Raw genomic sequence first — 22696 nt, 5'->3', positions numbered from 1 at the left:
CTTCGGCCGACCGGTCAGCGGAGAGGGGTCCTGCTGGTGCTGCTGTGCCCGTGCGTGGACTATGTCATCGTCTTCTTCGGACCCGCCGGCGGCTCCAGCCGCCGCCTGCTCGCCGCGACCCCAGTCCTGCTGGTCGCGCAGATGCTGTTGCTCCCGGAGTTCCTCTACCTGTTCATGGGCTCGGAGCTGGCTGCGTTCGCCGGCAAGGCCGTGGCCCGCCTGTTCCGCCTGGACACACCCGCGAGCCGCGCGATCGTCTTCACCGGGGCGACCGTCATCCTCCCCTCGCCCATGCGCTGCCCGGCGACCTGGCCGTCGCTGCGGTCGTCGTGGTCACCCAGACGCTGGTCGAGGTTCTCGGCATGGTCGCCTATATCCGACTGATCCCTCGCCTGGTGCCCGGCCGAGAGCAGCCCGCAGCGAGCCGGTCGCACCCTGAAGCGTCACCGGGGCAGCTTCGCCGTGCGTTCGGGGTGGGCGGCGGTGACGTAGTGCATGGCGGTCTTCTCCGTGACCCCGAAGAGCCTCATCAGCCTGAGGGGGTCGGCGGTTTCGGCTGCCTCGTGGAGGATGCGGTCCTGGCGCAGGCCGACCAAGGTGAGCCCTTGGGGCACGTCGTCGCGGAGCAGGGTCTTGCCGACCGCGGGATGGTCGGGGTCGAGCGCCGATCTCTGGCTGACGATCAGGCGGGGATTGGTCGAGGCGGGCCAGCGGCGGTGGCGGTAGTCCAGCCAGTCGGCTGCGATCTGGTGGGTGAGTTCCTCTAGGTAGAGGGTGTGCCGTCGAAGGCCGCGGCGGATGACGAGGGTGCCACGTGCAAGGTCCAGGTCGCAGGTCAGGATCGTGCGGAGTTCGTGGACGGGCACAGCGTGGACAGCGGCCAGGACGAGGACCAGACGCCCGAGCGGGGTCTTCGTCTGCTGCAAAGCGTTGGCCAGCAGGTCACTGGGGACCGGCTTGGGGATCCCAGTCGGGCTGCCGACGCGAAGGTGCTGGGCGGGGTCCCGGAAGACCACCCGTTCCCTCTTCAACGTCCTGAACAGGCTGCGCAGGGCGAGGGCGAGCTGGCGGCGGGTACGTCCGGAATTGCCGTCCACGGCCGCATCGACATGGCGCCGGGTGATCTCTCGAAGCGAGAGCACACCGGCCTCCGCCCAAGAAGTGAGCACAGGCTGGAGCGAGGCCAAGTACGGGCGGATCCCGTCGTAGCCGCGGACCTCGCCCGCGTGACGCCCCCGACTTCGCAGCACCATCACCCACTGCCCTACTTCGTCGGCGACGATCTCCGGCAGCAAGGCGAGGGTGATGTCGATCCACGCCAGATCGACGTCGCGGTGGAGGTCGGGGTCCTGGAGAAGGAGGCCCCGGTCTCGCAGGAACTGGCAGACGGTCTTGGCCTTGAGGTCTGGGCCGGTCCGGGCCAGGTCATGGACGTCCCGTTCGGAGATGGCCGCTTGGGCGCCGCACCAGTAGAGGAGGATGCTCAGGGTGCGGATGTTGCTGTTGTGGCTGGGTGACTGCCGCTCGTGCAGAACCCGGCTGAAGTCCTCGACCAACCGTGCGGTCGTCCCAGTCAGCACCAGTTCGGCCGTGCTCCGGCCCTGGAGGTGTGGCAGCAGCCGCGTCCAGTCGCGCCGGATGGTAAATAGCTGCTCCTGTCCGGAGGCGGCGTGCGCTGGAGCGGGCGGCAGGTCCGGGTGAGGTGGTTCATCGACCGGGATTGGCGGGGGCGGTCCGGATCCGCCGACGGGCACGTCGATCAGCAGCTGTGTGTATTGGGTGGTGGTGGGCTGGGCGTCGTCGAGGAGACGGTACGGGCGGCAGCCGCGGCAGCGGCCCTTCCGCAGCGGGAGTTCCTGCCGACGGCAGCGTGTGCAAGTGCTCCGCGCCAGCTTGGCGTGCCAGTGCTGACAGGGAGTGCAGCGAGAACCGTACTGGCCCGAGGACATCCACGCCTGGCAGTCCGCACACGAATGCGGCATCCGGCACCAGGGCACCCGGCCAGCCACGGTCCGGGGTGGGCGCCGACCTGCTGGCAACAGTCGCAGGGGTTCCGGCTCAGAGGCCAGCAGCCCGGCCCGCTGAAGAACGAGGCGGATGGTGGTCCGGCCAGCGGGCAGGTCTCGCAGGAGCACCTCGGGCAGCAGCCAGGTACCTTCGGCCGCGCGGACCGCCAGCGCGAGCCGCAGCAGCGCGGCCTTGCGGTAGCGGTTTCCGCGGCTCATCCCCTGTTCAGCAGCGATCTCCTCCAGCACCGCCTGGGCTCTCTCCCACCCGGGCACCGGACGGGCCGCGACCGCCCGGACCGTGTCTGCGGTCAAAGTCCTGGGGATCGTGAACATCGGGATCTGCCCCCACGCGCCCGGCTCCAGCACCGCGGGCCGATGCTCGGCGCCCGCGCGCTGTTGCCTGAGTCTGAGGTTCCACACCTCGCTGGTCCGCGGCCCGGTGCCGCCGGCCCGGCTCAGCTGGCGGGCTGAGTCCGCGCGGTCGTGATAGACGCCGACCGTCAGCTGGAGGTCACGCGGCGGTGCCCCCTCGATGCCCAGGGCCCACTCGGCGTCGTCCATCAGCCGGATCGCCTGCAGGCAAGAGCGGCACAGCCCGTCGGAGTTCAGCAGCCTCTCGTGCCGGCACCGCGGACACGTTGCCCGCTCGCGGTAGTGCTGTCGCCAGCGCCTGCAACCGGCGCAGGCTCCCCTCTGGTTGAGGACGACCCAGCCCAGACAGTCCGCACAGCTCCGGGCCGTTGCCCGGTCCGCGGCCACCGGCGCTCAGCTCGGCGGGAGCGAGCGTGGCCCGCTCCCCCGGCGGCTTCCCGGCACCGGCCGCACCGGTCCCGACGGCAACTCCGCGCCGTCGGCCGTCCGCTCCCCTTCCTCCGGCACCGCCTGGGCCCCGGCGAGGGGCTCGGCCTGCAGCAGATCCGCGACGGTGCAGCCCAGCGCGGCGCACATCAGGTCCAGGTCCTCCAGCCGCACCGTGACCGGAGTGCCGCCCCACAGCGCGGCGACCTTGCTCAGCGACGGGTTGAACCCGACCTGCCGGAACGCGGCCAGCACCTCGGTCGGCCGCCACAGATCCCGCTGCGCGGCCACCATCCGCAGATTCCACTTCACCTCAGGTTCCCCCTGTCCATCACCAGTCGTTGGGCCGCCCGGGAGCTGGCCTCCAGGTTCGCGTGCTCAGGATCGGCCTGCGCGGTCGCCATGTACCGAAGAGTCGTGGTTGCCCAGGCGTGTCCGAGGACCTTCTGCACCTCCCACAACGTCATCCCGCGCTCGTAGTTGTGGGTCGCGCACGCGTGCCGGAGAAGGTGCGGGAAAAGGTCGGTGACCGGCCCGCTCAGGTAACTCGCCGCCGCGCTGTGCAGGGCGCGACGGAACGTCGAAGGCACGATCACCGGCGCGATCGGCAGGTTCAGAGCCGCGACCGCCGTCGGCTTGCGCTCCGACGGCCACAGCGGCGCCCGCGGGTGCTCGGCATCGTCGCCGAACTCGCCCCGGATCTCCTCGATGTACCACCACAGCAGAGCCCGGCCCTCCTGGAACAGGTACGCCTCGCGCGGCCGCGGCCCCGAACCGCTCGCGCCCTTGCCCAGGACGACGAACCGGCCCCACTGACCGTGCTCCCAGTGCACGTCCCCCATGCAGACCCCGCACAACTCCGCCGCACGGACTCCTGAGAGGTAGGCGATCTTCGTCATCACGTAGTCGCGGCAGGCGACCAGGTACTTCCGCGACCGGGGCAGTTCCTCGCGCCAGCGGCCGAAGAAGTCCTTCATCGCCACCTGCGACGGCGGGATCCGCAGCCCGAAGTCCCCGCGGTGACGGGGCCTGTTGAACGGATCGATCGGCGACTCGACCACAGCCCCGAAACGGCTCATGATCTCGCCCGCGTACCGCTGCTCCAGGAACGCGAAGTACCGGTCGATCTTGCCGATCTTGTACCGCATCGTCGACTGGGCCCGCTTCCCCGGCCCGGCGAAGTACCGGTCGACCTCACGGGAAGAGAGCAGCCACGGCACCGTGCCGTAGAACTCACAGACCTCAATCACCGGCTTGATCAGCCCATCCAGCGTCTCCTGCGCCAGCCCCGCCGCGTCCCGGGCCCACTGATACTCCGACAGCGTGTCCAGGAAGAAGCTCTCCTCATCGTGCGCCGAGATTCTCGCCTGTCGGCGCCGCTGAAGCGTCACAACGTCAGCGAGCCCGGCCTCGACCGACACCGAGGCCGGGTCCACCGGCACGCCTGGCTCCGGCACGGTGCGTACGAGCGACAGGGTGCGACTTTCGAGATCCGACACAAAGCCGTAGATTACGGCGATCACTCGCAGAATCTGCGAGTTATTTCGGAGATCTCACACCATCGAGTGAACGGGTCCAGCACGCTGATCTACCAGCTGAAATGCGACGTCGACACGCCAGACGGCCACGAACGAACCCGTACGTACTCCACCAGTCAAGCGTGTCCGGCTCGCCCCCGGCGTCTACGAACTCACCTGGTCTGCGGGCACCGGCTCTGCCGGGCGCGCCACCTGGGAGTACGGTCCCGAACACCGCACCGGAACCCCGCACGTCGTGTGGCACTTGATCGGTACGCACAGTGTCCGGGACCAGCCACTGAGCGCACGTCATCTTGCGTGGTAGTGCGCCATTTGACTCGGCAAGGCCCCGTCAGGTCGGTCCAGCTCAGCGGGTGAGACCGGCGGTCGGAGCAGTCGAGGCACTTGTTTGCTTGTTGTCCGCGGACAACAAGCGACGCGATCAGCTTTGTCGTAGCTCTGCGATCCGGAAGGTGAGTAAGGTAGCGCCATGACTGCCCCTTATGATCCCGCAGAGCGGCAAAAGGTAGTAGCCAAGCTACCGGCTGAGCTCCGTAAGGAACTCAAGGTCCGAGCTGCTGAAATGGATACCGACATCCAGGACGCCGTGACGCAGGGCGTCGAAACCTGGCGCCAGACAAAGGCCAAGGGCTACCCCGCTGTGGACACGGCCGGTGGTACCTCGTTCGCGACCTATCTCCCAGCTGGGCTGTACGACAAGCTGAAGCGGGACTGCAAGTCCCGAGGCATCAGCTACAACCAGGGCATCGCCCAGTCGATCCGGTTGTGGCTCGATGAGCACCCCTCACCCCGCCCGAAGCCACAGCGAGCTACCGGGGCGCGCCGCTTCATCTTCGGCAACCAGAAGGGCGGCGTCGGGAAGACGTCCGTGTCCGCCGGCGTCGCCCAGGCCCTCGCCGAGTCCGGACACCGCACTCTGCTGATCGACTTCGATCCTCAAGGTCACCTGACCAAGCAGCTCGGGCACCCGCTCATCGACATCGACTCCCCCAGCCTCGCCAAGCACGTGCTCGCAGAGGTGAAGGACGGACAGCTCGCGGACCTGCTGGTGCCCATAAAGGGCGGGGACTTCGAGGACCACCTCTGGTTGCTGCCGGCCTGCAAGGACGCCTTTCTCCTGGACGCCAAGCTCGCTACGAGCCGCGCCGTGCGGATCAAGGAGACGGCGCTGGAAAAGGCTCTCGAGCCACTGGAGCACGACTTCGACTTCATCGTCGTCGACTGCCCGCCGAGCCTGGGCTACACCATGGACACGGCCATCTACTACTGCCGCACCCGGGAGGGTGAGGAAGAGGGGGCTTCGGGCATCGTCATCCCCGTCCTGTCCGAGGACTCCTCAGCCGACGCCTACGACATGCTGGACGAGCAGATCGGCGACCTCGTCGAGGACATGGACATCTCCATCGCCCAGCTCGGCTTCGTCGTCAACATGTACGACAGCCGCAAGGGCTACGTTGCGACATCCTCGCTGGAGGAATGGCAGAAGCTCGGCGAACCGCCCGTGCTCGCCATCGTGCCGGAACTCAAGGACCAACGAGAGGCCGTACGGCTCAAGCAGCCCCTGCTGGCCTACGCCCCCTACTGCGAGCAGGCAGAGGCCATGCGGACGATTGCACGGAGGATCAGCGGATGAGCGTCGCCGACAAGCTGGGAACCGGCTCCTCTTTCAGCGGTGCCCGGCGCAGCCGCAGCGCCCGCGGCCGCGCCAAGGCCGTCACGCAGGGAGACGTCCCCGCATACGAACTGGTGCGGCTCCATCTGGACGAGGTCTCCCCCACCCCCCTCAACCCGCGCCGGAACTTCGGCAGCGACGAGGACAAGACCCGGTTCGGTGAGGAACTCCGCCAGGCGCAACTCGCAGCGTGCGTCGCTGTGACCCGGGCGGCATACCTGGCCCTGTGGCCCGACCACGAAAGCCTGATCGGCGATGCCGCGCACGTCCTGGTCAACGGTGAACGGCGTTACCGCAGCGCCGTCCATGTCGGCTTGGAGGCGCTGGACTTCGTTGTCCGCGACGACCTCGCCGCAGACCGCGAGACCTTCGTCAACCACCTGCTGAAGGAGAACCTCGAGCGGGAGGACTTCGACGTCATCGAACGCGCCCGCGGCGTCCAGGAACTGGTCGTCGTGTGCGCGGAGACCACGGAACGGGGGGCCCGCACCCGCGCCGCCGAACAACTCGGCAAGGACCGTTCGTGGGTGACCAACCAGCTCGTACTGCTGGAGCTACCCGAAGAAGTACAGCTCATGCTCAGCTCCGGCGCCCTGCCCGAGCGCGACGGACGCATGCTGGCCCGGTATGCCAGGGACAATCCCGGGGTCGATGCCGCCGCCCTGCTGGACCACCTGAAGGCCTCGAAGGAAGCAGCAGCCCTGGCCAAGGAGGCCGAACGCAGCCAGCTCGAGGCGCTGCGCCGGAACAACCCGGGCTTGTTGTCCGCGGACAACAAGCCCGCCGAGCTTTCGCCGGCCACGAAGCCCGTCCCGGCGAACGGTGGCTTGGGCGACCAGGCACAGCAGACGAAGCCGGGGACAGGTTTGTTGTCCGTGGACAACAAACCTGCGCAGAGCACGGCCAAGCCCCCCGCCCAACGCCAGTCCACTCAGCGCACCCCAGCCCCTCCTGGCTCTGGATCCTCCACCACTTCAAAGCCAAACACTGAGTCGTCAGCCGGTACAAAGCAGGGCGAACAACCCCGCCCGCTGCCATACGACGATGCCCACTTCGTCGTCAACCATCTGCACCGCAAAATGGAGCCAGCGGTCTTCACGGAGTCGGCACGGCTGCTGCTCAGGATCCTGCGTGAACAGCACCCAGACGAGTACGTGGCACTGGTGAATGAGATCACCCACCAGGAGCAGTCAGTCTGAGACCATCTCCGCAGCAGGAGGCCCCTTAGGCAGCATCCGTGGCAAACCCGTCGACTCCTCTGCGGCTTGTTGTCCGCGGACAACAAGTGAAACCGGCATAAGCCGAACGAGAGAGGCCCGGCGCCCTGCAACTGACGAGCAGGGAAGCCGGGCCTTCGGCGTCCAACGGCCCGAGCCACGGGCAAAGAGCGTCCGAGTCGACTATGCCGCGGCGGCCACTGACTCGACTGAATGGTGCACGCTCTGCGGGACGACCGCTCAGCCGCTCAGCCGAGGGCGAAGCACGTCATTGAGACGGGCCGGGAGTGCCGACCATCGAAGCCCGGGCTCCAAGAGGTGTCACACGTTGAGCACCGGCCGTCCCAGGCCTGCGCTCAGGGTGGCGGCGAAGTTCTCGGCGCGGGTCAGCTGGACACGAAGCTTCTCCACCTGCTCGGCGACGGCCTGCTGGTAGGTCCGCACCCGCTACAGCAGCATCTCGCACCCGCCGCCGACGAAAGCGCCACCGCTGTCCAGGTTGTCGGTGGCGTCCAGCAAGTCGCGCTTTTGTTTCAGGACGAAGCCGAGCTGCTTCATCGGACGGGCTCCTGTTCGCTGGTGGGGTGGGTCCAGCGGAGGGCGAGGCCCTCGTCGGCGGTACGGGGGACGAGGTGGCCGTGCAGGTGGAACACGGTCTGTGTGGCATCCGGGCCGCAGGAGGTGAGGTAGCTCCACCGACCGCCGATCTGCGCGGCAAGCTCGGCGGCGCGCAGCTGCACGGTGGCGGAGACGACAGGGTCGGTCGTGAAGTCGGCAACGTGACCGCGTGGCAGGACCAAGAGGTGGCCGTCGGTGCAGCCGCCGCTGCGGGGCACGATCAACCGGCCATCGGTACCCCGCAAACACCCGCGCCCCAACTGCCCGTTCTGCCGGATCACCACGACTGCAGCGGTCGCAAGGGCGTCGTTCCACTCGTGGACGACGATGTGGTGGTGGATGACGTGGACGCGGGAGCCGGTCTCTTGCATCCGGTTCCCGATGGCGGGTGCGCTGGCCGGACTAGGTTCTGTCTCTCCGATCACGACTGGAGAGATAGACCGTCGACGTGGCATCTGCTCAGTTCTTATGTGCGGTGACCAGGGCGAAGGAGAGGAACTCTCCTTCGTCTGCGATGAGCATGTCGATAACAGGCTGGTTCGCGCTCTGGCCGTCGGGATGGTGTTCGGCGCTGGCCCGGACCCAAAGCAGCCAATCCTGCCAGGCGTCCTGCTGCAGCCGCGCGGATGTGACCTTCACCAACTCGGTGATGTCCCACTGGAAGCGCCACCACTCCGCCGTGTGCCAGGCGATCGCTTCCCAGCCGACCACTTCCTTGATGTGCGGCGGGATCATGCCGAGTTCACGAATCTCCCGTGTCATGGCGGGGGTCGCCATGCCCAGCTGTCCCCCGGGCCGGAGGAAGCGCAGCAGGTAAGGCAGAAAGTTGTCCGCCGTACCGAAGTACTCGAAGGCGTCCACGCTGACGATCGCGTCGAAGCTCTGCTCCTCGAACGGCAGGGCGTGCGCCTCCGCTCGCACAGCCTTCACCTGGTCGCCGACACCCGCCTCGGCGAAGACCGCTGCCGCTTGTTCGGGGGCGATCCACAGGTCGGCCGCGACAACCTCGACTCCGTACTCGCGTGCCAGGAACACCGACGTGGCGCCCTTGCCGGAGCCGAGGTCGAGAACCCGCATGCCCGGGCGCAGGTCGAGATCGTGGGCGAGATCTTCCAGCAGCCAAAGCGGGTTCGGCCCCATGTCAAGGTCGAGCAACCAGGCGGGGTCATAGCTAGAGGAGCGTGGGTAGCGGTCCGGACGGACGAGATCGTTCAAAGCAGTCACGAGCACGGACCCAACCCGATCACGTGCCCGGCAGCAATCCGTTTTCGTCTCACCGCATCGGCTCCTGTGCTTGTTGATCGCGCACTCGACGGTATAGCGCTTCTTGGAGCGGTCCTTGTCGAGCCCGGGAGGCCGTCCGCCGCGGCATCCTCTGCGCAGACGCCCAGCTGCCTGATCCCGCCTCATACCCGGGGCGATGGACATGGAGGTACTCGACTGTGGCGTCGTGGCCGCGTTCGCGACTGGCGGATCGGTAAAGACCGGCATGCCAAGGTCGACCAGCTGTGGCCGGCCTGCGCCGCTGCGCCCAGGATGCGGGTGTCGTCGAGGAAATCGGGGGCGAGCGTGGCGGCGAGGTCTTCGGATGCGGCGGGGTCGTGGTGGGCAAGCGCGGCCAAGGCATGGTCGGTGCGGAGGGCCGCGCACTGCGTCCGGACGTCGGTGTTGGCGTAGGCGACGGCCAGCAGCCGGGTACGCAGGCGGGTGAGGTGGGTGGAGGCATCCGTCATGGGGCTGCTCCTGGGTGAAGGAATGGGTACGAAGGCCGGCGGGGCGGTCGGAGCCCGGGCTGCGGCCGCCCCGCCGCGGCAGGAAGCCCCCGGGCCGGGGCGGGGGGCGGGGTCAGTGGGCGGCGAGGGCGGCTCGGTCTCCTGGTGGTGCTCGGCGGCTGCGGGCTCGGCGAGCTGCCTGACGTGGTGGGGCCGGCCGACATCGCCGTGCTCGGAGCAGACGACGGCATACGCGGTACGGCCAGGGCAGCCGGAGGCGGGGTTGCGTGGCTTGCCCGAGGGCTTCACCGCGTGCTTGCAGGGGGTGTTGTCGGCGTGCCGGGATTTTACGCGGATGGTGATGCTGGCCATGGGTCTCCTGTGGGGATGCGAGGGAGCGCCGTGCCTGCCGGTGGGCGGGGCACGGCGCTCGGGGTTGAGGTGGTCAGGTACGGGCGTTGCCGTCAGGGTTCGGGGTCCTCGAGGTCACAGACGTCGCCGAACATGTCGTCGATCGCGCGGGTGACCTGCATCCGGTTCTCGGGCCGTGTGGAGCTGAGGACCGTGCCGGTGAGGCTGACCAGGTCGATGTCCTCGAACAGCTCGGTGATGTCGGCGATCGTCCGGGAGTCCGGGACGGTGCCCGCGTCGGGGCGTTCGCTGTCCAGGTGGCAGCCCATGGTGTGAGCCTGGTCGGCGAGCTGGTGGGCGCGGGCCGGGGTGATCACGATGCTGTGGCAGTGCTGACGGCCCGAGCCGAGGACTCCGGTCGGGCTGATGTGGATACGGATTCCCGTCTCCGGGCCGTGGGCGCCGGCCAGGGCGGTGAGGGCTTCGGCTAGGGCTTCGATCGCTGTGTCACGCTCCGCGTCCGCGCCCCTTGCGGTCACGGTGCCCGCATCATCCCCGTCTCCGTCCAGGGCCAGTGCCGGGGCTTCCCAGAGGACTTCGAGGGTGTCGGCATGCAGCCGGATGACCCCGTCGGCGGTGTCCGGGAGCGTGAGGTGGCCGGTGACCCGGAGCAGGTCGCCGGGCTGCCGCTCGGTGAGCAGGGCCTGCGCGATCTCCGGCTTGATGGTGGTGCAGGGGATGACCGCTTCGTCCCGCAGGTGGTCGGTGCCGGCGGAGCAGGTCAACCGCCAGCAGACGGCGCCCTCGCGGTCGCCGGGTTCGGCGTCGTCAGCAAGGAAGCCGTCCAGCACGATGGGAAGGGCGTCCATCAGCTCGCCTCCGCCCCGTCGGTGGTGCGGTGGGCGGCGTCGTAGGCGTCCAGAACGGCCCTGGGCGGGGTGCCCCGGTTGGCAATCTGGTGCCCGTTGTCACGTGCCCATACCCGGACCGCAGCCAGTTCCTCCCTGCTGCGCTTGCCGCTCCGCGCCGCAGGGGCCCCGGCAGGGACCAGGAGCGCGGCATCCTGGTCGGCCGTGGCGGCACGGGGACCGGTCTTCACCGCACGCAGCTGCGCCTGCGCGGCATCCTGGTCGGCCTTGGCCTTCGCGACGCGCTCCTCAGCCCGCTGCTGGGCGGCGTCGGCGGAGCGGCGCTCCGTCAGTTCGGTGAGGTCGCTGCGTACGCGGGCGGCCCGGTTGCGGACGCCGGCGGCGGGGTGCCTATCCGCCCAGACGAGCAGCGCCTCGATCCCGCCTGTGTCCGCCGTGCCCACGGTGCTGCCGGACGTAGTCGCCACGGCGGACGCCTCCGGGGCGCCGGGGCTGTCGTCCAAGGGCGGCTCGGAGAGAGCAGCGGGGGCGGCTGTGTCGGCGTGCCGGACGGCTTCGGTGAGTTCGTCCTTGGACAGTCCGAGCGTGGTGCGAACGTGCTCGGGGCTGTCGCCGCTGGTGAGCATGGAGGCAGCCGTGGCAGTGAAGGCGTTGACAGGCATCGTCTCTCCGGTCGGGATGTCGTCGGCGGGCGAGGTGAGGGAACAAGCGCACGAGATCGGCCTCGGCGCAGGGCAGTCCGAGCGCGCTCAGCAGGTCGGTGAGGTCGTCCTTGTCGCGGGCGTAGTGGGCGACCACCCGGGAGGCGGCGCTGCGCTGTCCGCTGCCGAGCGGGGTGAGTTCGAGGTCCTCGGCTGCGAGGGCCTCTTTCATGTCGGTGAACATGACCGGCGCCCTCCTATGCGGCCTTGGTGCGGGGCTTGCGCTGGGCGATGTCCAGCAGCTCGCGGTTGCGTTTCTGTTGGGCCGGGGTGAGCGGCCGGGCCTTCGGGCCGCGGCGGTGCCACAGCGGGGAGGCGGGCGGCTCGGGGTAGGCGAGGGCGTGGTCGACGTCACGATGGGTGCTGCTCAAGGGGGGCCTCCAGACGGAGGGATCAGGCGTGGTCGTCGTCGCGCTGGCGTTTGGGCTGGACGTCGGAGGCGAACCGGCCGAGGCGGGCCTCAACAGGGTTCGCGGCGATCCAGTCCTGAGCGCACGCCTTGTGCACGGGCTCCCCGTAGTGGGAGCGCATGGGCGTGGGCTTGTCGCACATTGCGCAGGGGCGGTCCTGCCAGTGGTCGAAGTGCTGGCTGTCGCGCCAGTCGAGGAGAGCGCCGGGAGCCGGGACGCAGCCCGGCTCGAACAGCGGCTTCTTGCCCCGGGTGCGGGTCACGGCCGGAAGCCGGGAAGCTGCTGGAACACCTGCGTCAGCAGGTCCGGCTTCGGCTTCCAGGTGGAAAGTGCGCCCGTAGCAGGCACGGGCAGGGCGAGCTCCTGGACGTCGTCGAGGACCAGGTGGTGCGCGCCGCGCTCCGCCCAGGGGCTGGTGCACTGCTCGGGTCCTTGGTCCGGGTGGCAGCCGGTGAGGCGGGCGACGCCGATGACCGCACCGAGGTGCAGTTCGCGGCCGCGGATCGCGGTGGCGACCAGCGGGTCATGCAGGGCGTGCCGCTGCAGCTTCTGCCCGGCGTGGATCAGGATCCAACCGCGCCACGGCCAGGGCCTGGGACGGTTCTCCGGGTTCTTCCCGGCGAGGATGCAGGTGGCGTAGGGCTGGCGGATCGTGATGCCGCGGATCCAGTCGCCCTCGGGCTGGGGCGTGATGCTCACGCGGCTCGCCCCCACAGGCTCGTGCCCGGGCGGCCGGCCAGGCGGTCGTTGACGGACGGCAACGTGGCGAGCGCGGCGGTGGCGATGGCCGCGCGGCCGCAGTACTTGCCCTCGTAGAGGGCGGCATCGGACGCACGCTGCAACGCGGACAGGTCGCGGGTGCCGATGACGTCGCCGGTCGCGGTGCCGACCGAGGCGGTGACGTCCACCGCCTGGCCGTCGTCCAGGGTGACTGGTGTACGCAGCCTCTGCACCAGCTGCGCGAGGCGGATCTCGCGGCGGGCGGCGGGCAGCTTGAGGACGACGGCGAACTCGTCACCACCGAGGCGGCCCACGGCTGCGCGCGGGCCCGCCCAGGCGGTGAGCCGGGTCGCGATCTCCTTGAGGACGGCGTCCCCGGCCGGGTGGCCCATCGTGTCGTTGACGTCCTTGAAGGACTTTTCCCGGACTACGGCATCGGGGCTTGTGTGCTTGATGGCAAGATCGCGTTTCATGACTTCCGTTCCGTGGAGTACTCACGCTGTCGAGCTCCAACCCGGCAGTGTGATCAAGAGGTTTCGGCGCGAGAGGCGTGAGGGGGGCGAGCGGGAGTGGCGTGCGCTGACGCTGCTCGCTGCGTATGCACCGGACTTGGCCCCTGTGCCGCAGAGCGCGGACCTTGTGGCCGAAGAGCCGGTCGTGGTTATGTCGCGCCTGCCAGGTGAACCGCTTCGAGGACAGTGGCTCAGTGCTCAACAGCTGAAGGCCCTGGCTGCTGCAGCAAGTGAGCTCTATGCGGCCGTGCCTGCGGACGTCCTGAGCGAAATCCCTGTCAGGCCCGGTCGCCAGCACGAACTCATCGCCCAAATTCGTGCTTGGGCGCCGCAAGCTCGTCCACGAGTCAGCAGTGCGGTGGGCGAAGCCATGGACCGCGGCCTTGCATGGCTGACCCACTCGGGGATGGACCGTGTCGACCAGCCGGATGTCCCTCTGGTCTTCGGTCCCGGCGACGGCAATCTCGCCAACTATCTCTGGGACGGCTCCCGCGTACGGGTCGTCGACTTCGAGGACTCTGGTCTCAGCGACCGTTCTTTCGAACTGGCAGAGATCACCGAGCACGTCGCCAGCTGGGTCGACCAGCCTCTGGATGTTGAGGCGTTCTTGGGTCAGTTCGATTTGAATGCTGCCGAACGTGTTCGGCTTCCGAAGGTCCGCAGGTTGCTGGCACTCGTGTGGTTGTTCCTTCTGTCCTTCGACGACCCTGAGCGCCCTCGTAATCCGCCAGGAACGGCCGAGCAACAAGCTGCCCGGCTGTCCAGGCTTCTCGCCTGAGACCACGCTCCGGTCTTCAGCGCCCAGAGCTCAGGTGGCATTCGAAGCACCATGATCGTGCCCTGGACGCGAGGCGCGGCGTAAGGTGGGCCGCGCCTCGCGCGTGTCAGGGTTTCCTGATCTGCGGGATTCCGAGATCGGCGATCCGGGCTGTGTTCTGGTTTCGGGCGCGATCCAGGGCGGTGAGCTTGTTGCGTGCGGCTTCCAGGCTCACGCGAAGGCCTTCTTCTTCGCCGAGCCAGCCGTTGAGCTTGGCCTTTGCGATGCGCTCGGTCAGGCTGCGGATGATTTCAATAGGACCGGCCACAGGCGGTTGCTGCCCCATTCGGGGTCGACGACGGACACCTGCGCCGCCCCGAGGAGTTCGTCGAGCGCTTCTGAGCCGATGTGGCCTTCCCACTGATGGCGCAGGTTCTGCTCGTCGAGGTGCCGGCCGACGGCGGCGCAGGGACGGCCGTCGCGGGTGGGCACCGGAACAGCGGTCGCGCCCCGGCCGGTCGGGGCGGTGCGCACGACGATCAGGCCGGCCGCGTCAGCGGCGGCAGTGAGCCGGGCCAGCATCTGGGGGTCGGTGGTGAACCCGGTGGTGAAGGCGCGCTGGGTGTACTGGTGGCCGTCCCGGCCGGGCTGGGGCGGGTGGCCGGGCTGGGAAATGTCCGTCACGTATCCGGCCCGGCAGCAGGCGGTGAGCACGCGGTCAAGGAGCTCCGGGCTGCCGACGCCGAAGAGATCGCCCAGCTCAAGGCCGACGTCGAAGCTCTGGTCTGCGCCCTCCACCAGTCCACGGTGGAGAACCGTCTGCTGCGCCAGCAGCTGACCGAGCGCGCTCCCGTGGTACGGGCGTTGCCCGCCCAGCCACAGATCCCCTCCGCGAGCGTAGATCGCGGCAGTCCAAGCCCTGAGCAGGCCTAAGGCAACCCGCCTGGAAAGCTCCACATCCCTGGCCTCTGGCCTGGCGTAGTGGCGGCGCCGACACTGCAGAATCGCCTGAAACTGCTTGTGAGCGGAGGCGACTGCCCAGGCTGATCAGCCGCTCTCTGCAATCCCTAACCACTCACTGGTCTCGCCGGTGGACGCTGGTGACGGCAATCGCACATGCGACGCCCGCCCACACCGTGTAGACGGTCCAGGCTCCGCCGGTGCTCCACGGGAAGGCAATTGGGGAGTAGTTGACATCGACGAGCCGGAGCCACGCACGGTAGGGCAGGGTGTGCCCGGCGACCGACGACCAGTGGCGACCGTCGGTCAGCAACAGCGGCAGCACGAGGATGACCACCACCGAGGTGATCATGGTGGAGGCGGTGTGTCGGATGACGGCGCCGAGCGCGACGCCGGCGAGCGCGCACACCGGCGCGAGGAGGGCGGAGGCCAGGACGACGCGGAAGGCTCCCGGGTCGCCGATGGAGACGCCCGCGTCCCGGCGATCGAGAATGGCCTGCGTCAGAGCGAAGGAAGCACCGGCGACGACCGCGCCGAAGACGGTCGTCACCATCACTACGACGACCGCCTTGGCCGCCATCACCGAGCGGCGGGCCGGGACGGCCGCGAACGTCGTCCGGATGGTGCCCGTGCTGTACTCCCCGACGATCACCAGGGCGCCGATGGCGCCGATGGCGAGGGCCATGAGCAGTGCCGCGTTCGCGGTGAACGCCTGCTGCAGCGCGATCCCGTCGCTGACGAAGGCGGCGCGGTCCTTCGACACCTGCAGCGTCCAGTGGCTGTACGTGTCATAGGCAGTGCCCGCGTTGAAGCCGATGACGGCCAGGGCGGTGGCCCCGTAGGCGATCCAGGTCGAACGCAGCGACCGGTGTTTGAGCCACTCGGCGGCGACCAGATCGCGGAAGCGGGCGCCAGGGTCTCGGGCGGCGCGTTCGCCGCCGGGAACGTCCATGGTCGTGGTGGTGGTCGCGGTCATCGGGGATCTCCTCCGGGGAACTGGATACGGTCGGCGGTGATCTCCATGAAGGCCTCTTCCAGCGAGGCGGACCGGGTACTCAGCTCATGCAGCGGGAGACCGCGCCGTCGGGCGATCTCGCCGATCCGCACCGCGGTCAGGCCGGTCACGGTGAGCTGTTCTCCCTCCGCGTGGACGGCCGCGCCCTCGGCGGTCAACAGATCCCTCAGCGCGGTCGCGGCGGGCGTGGTCACGGTGACGCTCCGCCGGTCGCTGCGGGCTGAGAACTCAGCGAGGCTCTCCGCCGCGAGTAGTTCGCCACGGCCGATCACGATCAGCTGGTCGGCGGTGTGCTCCATCTCCGACATCAGATGGCTGGAGACGAACACGGTACGCCCTTCGGCGGCGAGCCGTCTGAACAGCTCACGCACCCACTTCACTCCCTCGGGGTCCAAGCCGTTGAGCGGCTCGTCGAAGAGCAGCACTGGCGGGTCGCCGAGCAGGGCGGACGCGATGCCGAGCCGTTGTTTCATGCCGAGCGAGAATCCGCCGATGCGGCGCCGGGCGACCTCGGCGAGACCGACCTCCCGCAGCACCTCGTCCACCCGGCGTCGGGGGATGCGGTTGCTACGCGCCAGCGCCGACAGATGCGCCGCCGCGCTGCGCCCGCCGTGTACGTCGTGCGCGTCGAGGAGGGAACCGACATGACGCAGGCCGCGAGGGCGATCACGGAAGGGCTGGCCATCAATGGTGGCCGCGCCGCTGGTGGGCTCGTGCAGGCCGAGGATCACCCGGAGCGTGGTGCTCTTGCCGGAGCCGTTCGGCCCGAGGAATCCGGTCACCTGACCGGGGCGCACGGTGAAGGTCAGGCCTTTGACGGCTGTCGTACCGCCGTATCGCTTCGTGAGCTCGTTGACTTCGATCACGGCGCCCACGGTGCCGTCCGCCGCCCCCACTCGTCGTCGGACCGGTGCTGACAATCGCCGGGCACGGTGTCGACCCCGGTTGTACGACCGCAGGCCGATGCCCTGTGGCGTGTACGCGCTTACGATCTCGGCATGCCCGCCTCACCATCACCGCCGTTGCCGCTGCTTAGGCGCATACCGCCGGGCCTGTGGACGGCGCTGGTGTGGGTCGTGGCAGCAGTGCAGCCCATTGTCGAGTACGTCCTGATGCCGCCGCGGCATGAGTATTCCCTCAGCTATCCCCGGGACGGCCTTGACTCGCTCACGGCCCAGGCGCTGCTCGCCCTTGCCTTCCTGGTGGTCCTGACCGGCAGCGCGCTGCTGCGCCGTCAGACGGCAGTGGCGTACGGTCTGGTGATCGTCGGCACGATCATCTCGTCGGTGGCCTGGCGGCAGGACGAAGTTCTGCCCCTGCAGTATCTGGGGGTGGATGTCGCCCTCTGCTACGTCGCGGCCACCCGGCCCAGGCGCACCGCGATCACCGCAACCGCCGGAACGCTGGGCGTGCTCGCCGGATACCTCGTCCTGCGGTGGGCCACGGGAGGGGAATCCGGCACCGCCTCCGAACCGTTCGTCGCCCTGACGGTCATCATCGCCTGGCTCATCGGCAACTCGGTGCACCAGGCCCGTGCCCACACCGCGGAGCTGCACGCCCGGGTCACCGCCCAGGCGATCACCGCCGAACGGCTGCGCATCGCCCGCGAGATGCACGACACGGTCGCCCACAGCATCGGCATCGTCGCCATGCAAGCCGGAGCCGCAGCCCGAGTGGTGGAGACACAGCCGGCCAGGGCCCGCGAGGCCATGATCACCGTGGAACAGGTAGGGCGTGAGACGCTGGCGGGACTGCGGCGGATGCTGGGCGCACTGCGGCAGGCCGACCAGGAGCAGGAACCCTCCACCCGGGATCAGGGACCAACCGACCACGACCAGGGGCATGCACAGGCTCCTCTGCGACCGTCCGTCGGTCTGGCGGATCTGGAACGGCTCGCCGCGACGACCACGGCCGCCGGTGTCCGCGTAGAAGTGTGGTGGCAGGGCAAACGCCGCCCGCTCCCCGTAGACATCGACCTCGCGGCGTTCCGGATCGTCCAGGAGGCGGTGACCAACGTCGTACGACACGCGGCTGTTGATCACTGTCAGGTGAAAGTCGTGTACCGCGAGGACGAACTCGTCGTCGAGGTCGTCGACCAAGGGAAGGGCAGCGACACGAACCCGACGAACCCGCACACCGGATTCGGCCTGGTCGGCATGCGGGAGCGGATCGCCTTACTGGACGGCCGCTTCACCGCCGGGCCGCGTCCGGGGGGCGGCTTCCGAGTAGCCGCCCGGCTTCCGGTGCCGACAGCGGCAGGCGCCGACCCCGCAGCGAAGGCTGGAACCAGATGACCATCCGGGTAGTACTCGCCGACGATCAGCCCCTCATCCGCGCCGCCCTGCAGATGGTCATCACCGACACCGCGGACGTCCAGGTCGTGGGCGAGGCAGGAGACGGCACCGAAGCGGTCCGGCTGACCACGGAACTCACCCCCGACGTGGTGGTGATGGACATCCGGATGCCCGGCATGGACGGCATCGAAGCCACCCGCCTGATCACCACGGGCACCAGCACTGCACGCGTTGTTGTGCTGACGACCTTCGATGACGACGACTACGTCTACGGAGCTCTCCGTGCCGGCGCATCCGGGTTCCTGGTCAAGGACATGGCCTTGGACGACATCCTGGCCGCAGTCCGTATCGTGGCCGCGGGGGACGCCCTCATCGCACCGAGTGTCACCCGCAGACTGATAAGGGAGTTTGCCGACCGCCCTACAGCGGCGCCACCACGGCGGACGGAACTCGAGCGCATCACCGACCGGGAACGGGAGGTGCTCACCCTGGTCGGCAAGGGCCTGTCCAACGCCGAGATCGCCGACCAGCTCTCCATCAGCGTCGCCACAGCCAAGACCTATCTGACCCGGCTGCTCGCCAAGCTCGACGCACGTGACCGGGTCCAACTCGTGATCCTCGCTTACGAAGCGGGTCTAGTGGCGCCGTCCTACTGAGCGGGCTCCCTGGAGAGGCCAAAGTTCAACACGCAGAACTTGACAGAGAAGTTGTCGCTGACCGTGCCGCGCAGGGCGTTGAGGGAGAGGACCTGGGAGGCCGGCCAGGTAGGGGCCAGGGTGGACTTGCCCGCTCCGGAGGCCCCGATCAGCACGATCAGCCCGTTCTCGGGCAGGTCGGGGTAGAGCACCGAGGTCATGCGTCTTCTCCTTGCGGGTCGAGGGATCGGGCAGCCCAGTTCAGGCGCTGCCCGGCGTTGTCGGTGATCAGGGCGGCGGCCTCGTGCAGGGGGCAGGAGGCATCGCCGTCGCGGTCGGGCTCGAGCTGCTCCGCCCGCCGTGCGGCGGTGCTGACCAACTGCGCGAGGGCGGGGAAGAGACCTCCGGGAACGTTGATGCCCTCCTGGAGCTCGCGCAGGATCGCGGCGAGCTCGCGGGCGTCGATGTCGTCGGCGTTCAGGTCGTCCTCGATCTGCTGGAGGCGAGCTGGGCGATGCCGAGCGAGGCGCGCACCCGGTCCAGGCGGGTGCGGCTGGTCATCGGGTGGTCGCCTTGGTGGTGGCGACCACGGCGGCGACCGTTTCCCAGCCGTGGTGCCAGGCGGAGTCGAGGTGGAAGGCGCCGTTCATGCCGAAGTCGGCGAGCTTGTAGAAGTTGCCCTTGCCGGTCTTGGTGGCGATCCGCTCCAACAGGCCCTTGCCCGGGACGCGTCGGTCCGCGGCGTAGTGGGTCGTGAAGGAGATGGCGAGCGCGGCCGCAGCGGCGGCCGGGTGGACCCGGATGCCGAGCGCGCGGGCGCCGGCCCCGGCGACGATCGCCTGCGTGGCCGTGTAGGTGAGGCAGTGGTGCAGGCAGGCCTTGCGGCCGTCGGCCGTGCCGTGGGTCGTCTTCTCCTTCGTGGCCGGGTTCTCGTAGGTGACCGGGTGGTCGTCGGAGGCGCCCTTCACCCGGGCACAGAAGTCGTCCTGGATCCAGAAGTCGCCGGCGGCGCTGGCGGCGCGGGTCAGTCCGAGCAGGGCGGCGAAGACGGCGGGACGGTGAGCATGCATGCTTGGGGTTCTCCTGATCTCGAAAGGTGAGGGAGCGGGCGGCCGGCCTTTTGCCGGTGCTGCGGCCGCCCGGTGTGGCCCCGTCCCGGCCTGTGCGGCCGGGACGGGGTCCGCGTTACGCGGCCAGCCGGTGAGCGGCGGGAGCTGCGGGTGCGTGGTAGCTGCTGGGGTCCACGGGCGTGCCGTCGAAGCACTCGATGCAACAGCCGAGCTTCTTCGAGAGGCAGAAAAAGAACCGCCTCCCGCAGTCCCCGCAGGTCTGGCGAGCTGCCATGGCCCGGTCCAGGGCCCATTCCTGAGCGAGCGTCGGGACTCGCTTGGGCTTCGCCAGGTCGACCCGGAGCAGGAAGCCGCGGGTGGGGTGGTTGCACGACCACTGCGGCCGGTACGAGCACCACTTGCAGCGCAGAACCGCGACCGGGCCGTCGTTGCCGCCGGGGCTGAGGCCCATGTCCCTCAGCTGGCGCCGGGTGACGAGCCCTTCGGGGACCGCGCCGCGATCGATCTCAGGCAGGGTCGCCTCCGAACGGGGCACGCGCTTGATCTCGCGGCGCCGCTTCCTGCGCCTCCTGGGCATCAGCGGCTCCAGGCACCGGGCAGCAGGTCGGGGCGCTGCGGGTAGCGGGGGCCGGGACGCTGCGGGCGGGGCCGGCCGATCCGGCGGCGCGGGCGGGGGATGAGCACGAGTGATCTCCTCCAGTCGTCAGTGGGCAGCGCTGCGCCCCGTCGATGTGGTGCTGGTGTCGGCGGGGCGCGGCAGGTGGTGCGTTCGGCCGGGCGGCCTGTCCCGTCCTCGCCCGGCCCCGGGGTGCGGGGCGGGCGAGGACCGGGCAGGGCGTCAGGACTTCAGCGGGTGCGGAGCAGTCGGGCGGCCTTCTGCTTCAGCTGGTCGACGAGGGTCGGGTGCGTGTGCCGCCAGGCGGTGCGGTCCACGCCGTCCTCCGTGGCGAAGCTGCGGGAGGCCCCGCAGGTGCACGTCCAGGCGAAGGGCTCGGGGCGGGTGTCGTCGCGGGTGGCGGTGACCGTGACCGGGCGGCCGTCGTGGCGGCCGTGGTAGGTGCCGACCCAGAACTCGTTGGTGTGCAGCTTCATGGGATTCCGTTCAGTCCGGGCTCGCGCCGTGGTCGGCGCGGTGCTGGCAGGTGGGTGGAAGTGGTGCCGTGGTCAGCGCTGGAGCGGGTGGACGTTGTCCGGGTCGCCCAGGTCGTCGTGGACGGGCGCGGGCTGTGCCGGGACGTGGACCTCGGGGCGGATGTCGATGTGGGGGTGGAAGCCGGTGTGGATGACCGGGCGCAGGCTCAGGCCGCGCAGGGCGAAGACGGAGGCGATGGTCCAGGCGAGGACGGCGATCCCGGTGGCGACGGTGCGGCCGTCGGCGGGAGAGGCGGACCACACCATGCCGACGCTTGCCGCTCCCCAGAGGGTGTAGGTGATGCGGGCGCCGGTGCTGTGGAAGAAGCCGCCGACCAGGCCGAACAGGCCGACCGCCTGCCAGAAGGCGTAGACGGCGGATCCGCTGACGGCGAGGCCGGCGGTGTGCTGGGCGATGTACGTGCGGATCGGGGTGTCGATCACTGCCCAGAAGCTGTTGGAGGTCTCGGACGCCAGCTGGGTCTCCGGGGTCGCGGTGGCGATCCGGTGGGCCACGGCGGAGACGATGTCGCCGGCGGCGTCCAGCACGATGATGAACGCGCACACGCTGGCCAGGCTGAGCGCCGCCTTGATCCAGTTGGCCATCCCGTGCCAGCCCGCGAACCGCGCGTGCCGGACGTCCTCCCATCGCTCGTACAGGAAGCCGCCCTGCTTCCAGGACGCGTCCCATGCCTCGCGCAGCCCGGCGAAGCGCTTCGGGCGGGGCCAGTCCTTCTTGTCGGGCGGCGGGGGCGTCTGGTTGAGCAGGTCGAGGAAGCTCGGGTTGTGGTGACCGGTGATGGGCTGGCCGTTGACGGGCTTGTCGTCGGACTGCATGGCGGGGCGTCTCCCTCGCTCGGGCGGGTGTGGTGGGTGGTGGTGCGCAGGCCGGACGGCCTGGCCCGCACCCGACCGCGAAGGGTTCGGGTGCGAGGCAGGTGGTCCGGAGCGGTTCAGAGGCCGCGGGCGTCGGCGAGGCCGGCGGCCTGGTCGACCATGCGGAGCGGGGTGCGGGCCGATCCGTGCGCGTCGTTGAAGGAGGGCACGGAGTCGACGTCGCCGCCGAACTTTCTGCGGATCGCGTCCAGGAGCACGGAGACCGCGTTGGCTTCCAGGCCGCTGTCGCCGCGGGCCTCGATCCGGATGGCCCCGAGCATGCAGCGGGCGCCGTCCTCGTCGACCAGGGCGCCGGAGCACCAGCCGCCGGTGAGCAGCCGGTGGTGGGCGCGCTGCAGAAGGGCCGCGACCGGGGTCCGGTAGGACTGCGGCGGCGGCTGGAGCGTCGGGGTCAGCGGCATGGTGACGACGTCGGCCAGATCCACGGGATCGGTGGGGATGTGTGCGGTGTTGACCTCGTAGGCGACGGCCGCTTCGTCCAGGCGCGCGGTCATCTCCGCTTTCACGAGGGTGAGGCGTTCCTCGAGGGTCAGCTCCGCCGGCGGCGCGGCGGCCGGGACGGACTGGGTGGTCGGGGTGGGGTGGTCTATGCCGGGGGAGAGCGCGGTCTGGGACATCGGGGCTCCAGGCAGGGGACGCCGAAGGGCGCCGCCGGGGGTCGTTCTCCGGCGGCGCCCTTCGGCGTCGTGCAGCGGGGGAGGGCTAGGGCCTGTCGTTTGGATCAGGACGCAGGACACCGGCGGGACTTGTCCATGCCGGTGAGCGGGGTCTGGTGCGTGCAGCTGCAAGGCGGAGGAGGGAGTCGACGCG

General features: G+C 69.5%; 26 protein-coding genes and 4 pseudogenes. 6 read left to right on the top strand and 24 right to left on the bottom strand.

Annotated features, from left to right (window positions below):
- Window positions 1-18: 18 nt before the first annotated feature.
- Window positions 19-407: pseudogene (locus J7I94_RS25065) on the top strand (arsenic resistance protein); the annotation flags it as partial.
- 36 nt (window positions 408-443) lie between these two features.
- Here J7I94_RS25065 and J7I94_RS25060 read toward each other — a convergent pair.
- The 3 genes from J7I94_RS25060 to J7I94_RS25050 form a co-directional block, all read right to left on the bottom strand.
- Window positions 444-2570 (bottom strand): hypothetical protein, encoded by a 2127-nt coding sequence (locus J7I94_RS25060; protein ID WP_251075698.1) that lies wholly within the window; start codon window positions 2568-2570, stop codon window positions 444-446.
- Window positions 2571-2774: 204 nt separating this feature from the next.
- A complete protein-coding gene (locus tag J7I94_RS25055) occupies window positions 2775-3119 on the bottom strand; it encodes a helix-turn-helix transcriptional regulator (RefSeq protein WP_215170270.1) in 345 nt (114 codons plus the stop codon).
- Complete coding sequence (locus J7I94_RS25050; RefSeq protein ID WP_215170311.1) at window positions 3116-4243, bottom strand: site-specific integrase; 1128 nt, start codon at window positions 4241-4243, stop codon at window positions 3116-3118. The genes J7I94_RS25055 and J7I94_RS25050 overlap by 4 nt, the downstream gene beginning before the upstream one ends.
- A gap of 571 nt (window positions 4244-4814) precedes the next feature.
- On the opposite strand from J7I94_RS25050, the gene J7I94_RS25045 reads away from it, so the two are divergent.
- Entirely contained in the window at window positions 4815-5978 is a 1164-nt protein-coding gene (locus tag J7I94_RS25045) for a ParA family protein (RefSeq protein ID WP_215170262.1), read from the top strand.
- Window positions 5975-7216, top strand: coding sequence for a ParB/RepB/Spo0J family partition protein (locus J7I94_RS25040; RefSeq protein WP_215170261.1), 1242 nt, complete (start codon window positions 5975-5977; stop codon window positions 7214-7216). Before J7I94_RS25045 ends, J7I94_RS25040 begins: the two co-directional genes overlap by 4 nt.
- A gap of 339 nt (window positions 7217-7555) precedes the next feature.
- On the opposite strand, the pseudogene J7I94_RS38585 reads toward J7I94_RS25040, so the two are convergent.
- From J7I94_RS38585 to J7I94_RS24995, 10 genes and pseudogenes are all read right to left on the bottom strand, one after another.
- A pseudogene (locus J7I94_RS38585) lies at window positions 7556-7798 on the bottom strand (MerR family transcriptional regulator); the annotation flags it as partial.
- Window positions 7789-8223, bottom strand: coding sequence for an HIT family protein (locus tag J7I94_RS25035; protein WP_215170259.1), 435 nt, complete (start codon window positions 8221-8223; stop codon window positions 7789-7791). The pseudogene J7I94_RS38585 and the gene J7I94_RS25035, both read right to left, overlap by 10 nt.
- 88 nt (window positions 8224-8311) lie before the next feature.
- A complete protein-coding gene (locus J7I94_RS25030) occupies window positions 8312-9007 on the bottom strand; it encodes a cyclopropane-fatty-acyl-phospholipid synthase family protein (protein WP_251075697.1) in 696 nt (231 codons plus the stop codon).
- A 251-nt stretch (window positions 9008-9258) separates the two neighbouring features.
- Window positions 9259-9585: a hypothetical protein gene (locus tag J7I94_RS25025; RefSeq protein WP_215170256.1), complete on the bottom strand. Its 327-nt coding sequence runs from the start codon at window positions 9583-9585 to the stop codon at window positions 9259-9261.
- Between the two features lie 443 nt (window positions 9586-10028).
- Window positions 10029-10784, bottom strand: a complete 756-nt coding sequence (locus J7I94_RS25020; protein WP_215170254.1) for a hypothetical protein — start codon at window positions 10782-10784, stop codon at window positions 10029-10031.
- Entirely contained in the window at window positions 10784-11446 is a 663-nt protein-coding gene (locus J7I94_RS25015) for an Lsr2 family protein (protein ID WP_251075696.1), read from the bottom strand. The genes J7I94_RS25020 and J7I94_RS25015 overlap by 1 nt, the downstream gene beginning before the upstream one ends.
- Window positions 11447-11682: 236 nt before the next feature.
- On the bottom strand, window positions 11683-11856 hold the full coding sequence (locus tag J7I94_RS25010) for a hypothetical protein (RefSeq protein WP_215170253.1): 174 nt from the start codon (window positions 11854-11856) through the stop codon (window positions 11683-11685).
- Between the two features lie 22 nt (window positions 11857-11878).
- Window positions 11879-12157, bottom strand: a complete 279-nt coding sequence (locus J7I94_RS25005; protein WP_215170251.1) for a hypothetical protein — start codon at window positions 12155-12157, stop codon at window positions 11879-11881.
- Window positions 12154-12594: a hypothetical protein gene (locus J7I94_RS25000; RefSeq protein WP_308114692.1), complete on the bottom strand. Its 441-nt coding sequence runs from the start codon at window positions 12592-12594 to the stop codon at window positions 12154-12156. Before J7I94_RS25000 ends, J7I94_RS25005 begins: the two co-directional genes overlap by 4 nt.
- A complete protein-coding gene (locus J7I94_RS24995) occupies window positions 12591-13088 on the bottom strand; it encodes a GGDEF domain-containing protein (protein WP_215170247.1) in 498 nt (165 codons plus the stop codon). The genes J7I94_RS25000 and J7I94_RS24995 overlap by 4 nt, the downstream gene beginning before the upstream one ends.
- Between J7I94_RS24995 and J7I94_RS24990 the strand changes: the two genes are divergently transcribed.
- Window positions 13069-13905, top strand: a complete 837-nt coding sequence (locus tag J7I94_RS24990; RefSeq protein ID WP_306522412.1) for a phosphotransferase — start codon at window positions 13069-13071, stop codon at window positions 13903-13905. The two genes, J7I94_RS24995 and J7I94_RS24990, sit on opposite strands and share 20 nt — an antisense overlap.
- Before the next feature lie 106 nt (window positions 13906-14011).
- On the opposite strand, the gene J7I94_RS24985 is transcribed toward J7I94_RS24990, so the two are convergent.
- From J7I94_RS24985 to J7I94_RS24970, 4 genes are all read right to left on the bottom strand, one after another.
- On the bottom strand, window positions 14012-14212 hold the full coding sequence (locus tag J7I94_RS24985; protein WP_308114691.1) for a hypothetical protein: 201 nt from the start codon (window positions 14210-14212) through the stop codon (window positions 14012-14014).
- The gene (locus tag J7I94_RS24980) at window positions 14179-14682 is read right to left on the bottom strand and encodes a hypothetical protein (RefSeq protein ID WP_215170241.1); all 504 of its coding nucleotides are present in this window, start codon (window positions 14680-14682) and stop codon (window positions 14179-14181) included. Before J7I94_RS24980 ends, J7I94_RS24985 begins: the two co-directional genes overlap by 34 nt.
- A 277-nt stretch (window positions 14683-14959) precedes the next feature.
- Window positions 14960-15820 (bottom strand): ABC transporter permease subunit, encoded by an 861-nt coding sequence (locus J7I94_RS24975; RefSeq protein ID WP_215170239.1) that lies wholly within the window; start codon window positions 15818-15820, stop codon window positions 14960-14962.
- Window positions 15817-16725 (bottom strand): ATP-binding cassette domain-containing protein, encoded by a 909-nt coding sequence (locus tag J7I94_RS24970; protein WP_215170309.1) that lies wholly within the window; start codon window positions 16723-16725, stop codon window positions 15817-15819. The genes J7I94_RS24975 and J7I94_RS24970 overlap by 4 nt, the downstream gene beginning before the upstream one ends.
- Before the next feature lie 132 nt (window positions 16726-16857).
- Between J7I94_RS24970 and J7I94_RS24965 the strand changes: the two genes are divergently transcribed.
- Window positions 16858-18153, top strand: coding sequence for a sensor histidine kinase (locus J7I94_RS24965; RefSeq protein WP_215170237.1), 1296 nt, complete (start codon window positions 16858-16860; stop codon window positions 18151-18153).
- Complete coding sequence (locus J7I94_RS24960; protein WP_215170235.1) at window positions 18150-18809, top strand: response regulator transcription factor; 660 nt, start codon at window positions 18150-18152, stop codon at window positions 18807-18809. Before J7I94_RS24965 ends, J7I94_RS24960 begins: the two co-directional genes overlap by 4 nt.
- Before the next feature lie 50 nt (window positions 18810-18859).
- On the opposite strand, the pseudogene J7I94_RS24955 reads toward J7I94_RS24960, so the two are convergent.
- The 7 genes and pseudogenes from J7I94_RS24955 to J7I94_RS24925 form a co-directional block, all read right to left on the bottom strand.
- Window positions 18860-19009: pseudogene (locus J7I94_RS24955) on the bottom strand (ATP/GTP-binding protein); the annotation flags it as partial.
- Window positions 19006-19349 (bottom strand): annotated as a pseudogene (locus tag J7I94_RS24950) (hypothetical protein). The pseudogenes J7I94_RS24950 and J7I94_RS24955, both read right to left, overlap by 4 nt.
- The gene (locus tag J7I94_RS24945; protein WP_215170233.1) at window positions 19346-19858 is read right to left on the bottom strand and encodes a hypothetical protein; all 513 of its coding nucleotides are present in this window, start codon (window positions 19856-19858) and stop codon (window positions 19346-19348) included. Before J7I94_RS24945 ends, J7I94_RS24950 begins: the two are co-directional and overlap by 4 nt.
- Window positions 19859-19973: 115 nt before the next feature.
- Window positions 19974-20435, bottom strand: a complete 462-nt coding sequence (locus tag J7I94_RS24940; protein WP_215170231.1) for an RRQRL motif-containing zinc-binding protein — start codon at window positions 20433-20435, stop codon at window positions 19974-19976.
- A gap of 269 nt (window positions 20436-20704) precedes the next feature.
- Window positions 20705-20950, bottom strand: a complete 246-nt coding sequence (locus J7I94_RS24935) for a hypothetical protein (protein ID WP_215170229.1) — start codon at window positions 20948-20950, stop codon at window positions 20705-20707.
- A gap of 72 nt (window positions 20951-21022) precedes the next feature.
- Window positions 21023-21826 (bottom strand): hypothetical protein, encoded by an 804-nt coding sequence (locus J7I94_RS24930; RefSeq protein WP_215170227.1) that lies wholly within the window; start codon window positions 21824-21826, stop codon window positions 21023-21025.
- Window positions 21827-21942: 116 nt separating this feature from the next.
- A complete protein-coding gene (locus J7I94_RS24925; RefSeq protein WP_215170225.1) occupies window positions 21943-22503 on the bottom strand; it encodes a hypothetical protein in 561 nt (186 codons plus the stop codon).
- Window positions 22504-22696: the final 193 nt, after the last annotated feature.

Source organism: Streptomyces sp. ISL-12, from assembly GCF_018614415.1.
GTDB lineage: Bacteria > Actinomycetota > Actinomycetes > Streptomycetales > Streptomycetaceae > Streptomyces.
The sequence above is the reverse complement of the archived record's forward strand: the minus strand, read 5'-3'. Positions and strand labels throughout refer to the sequence as shown.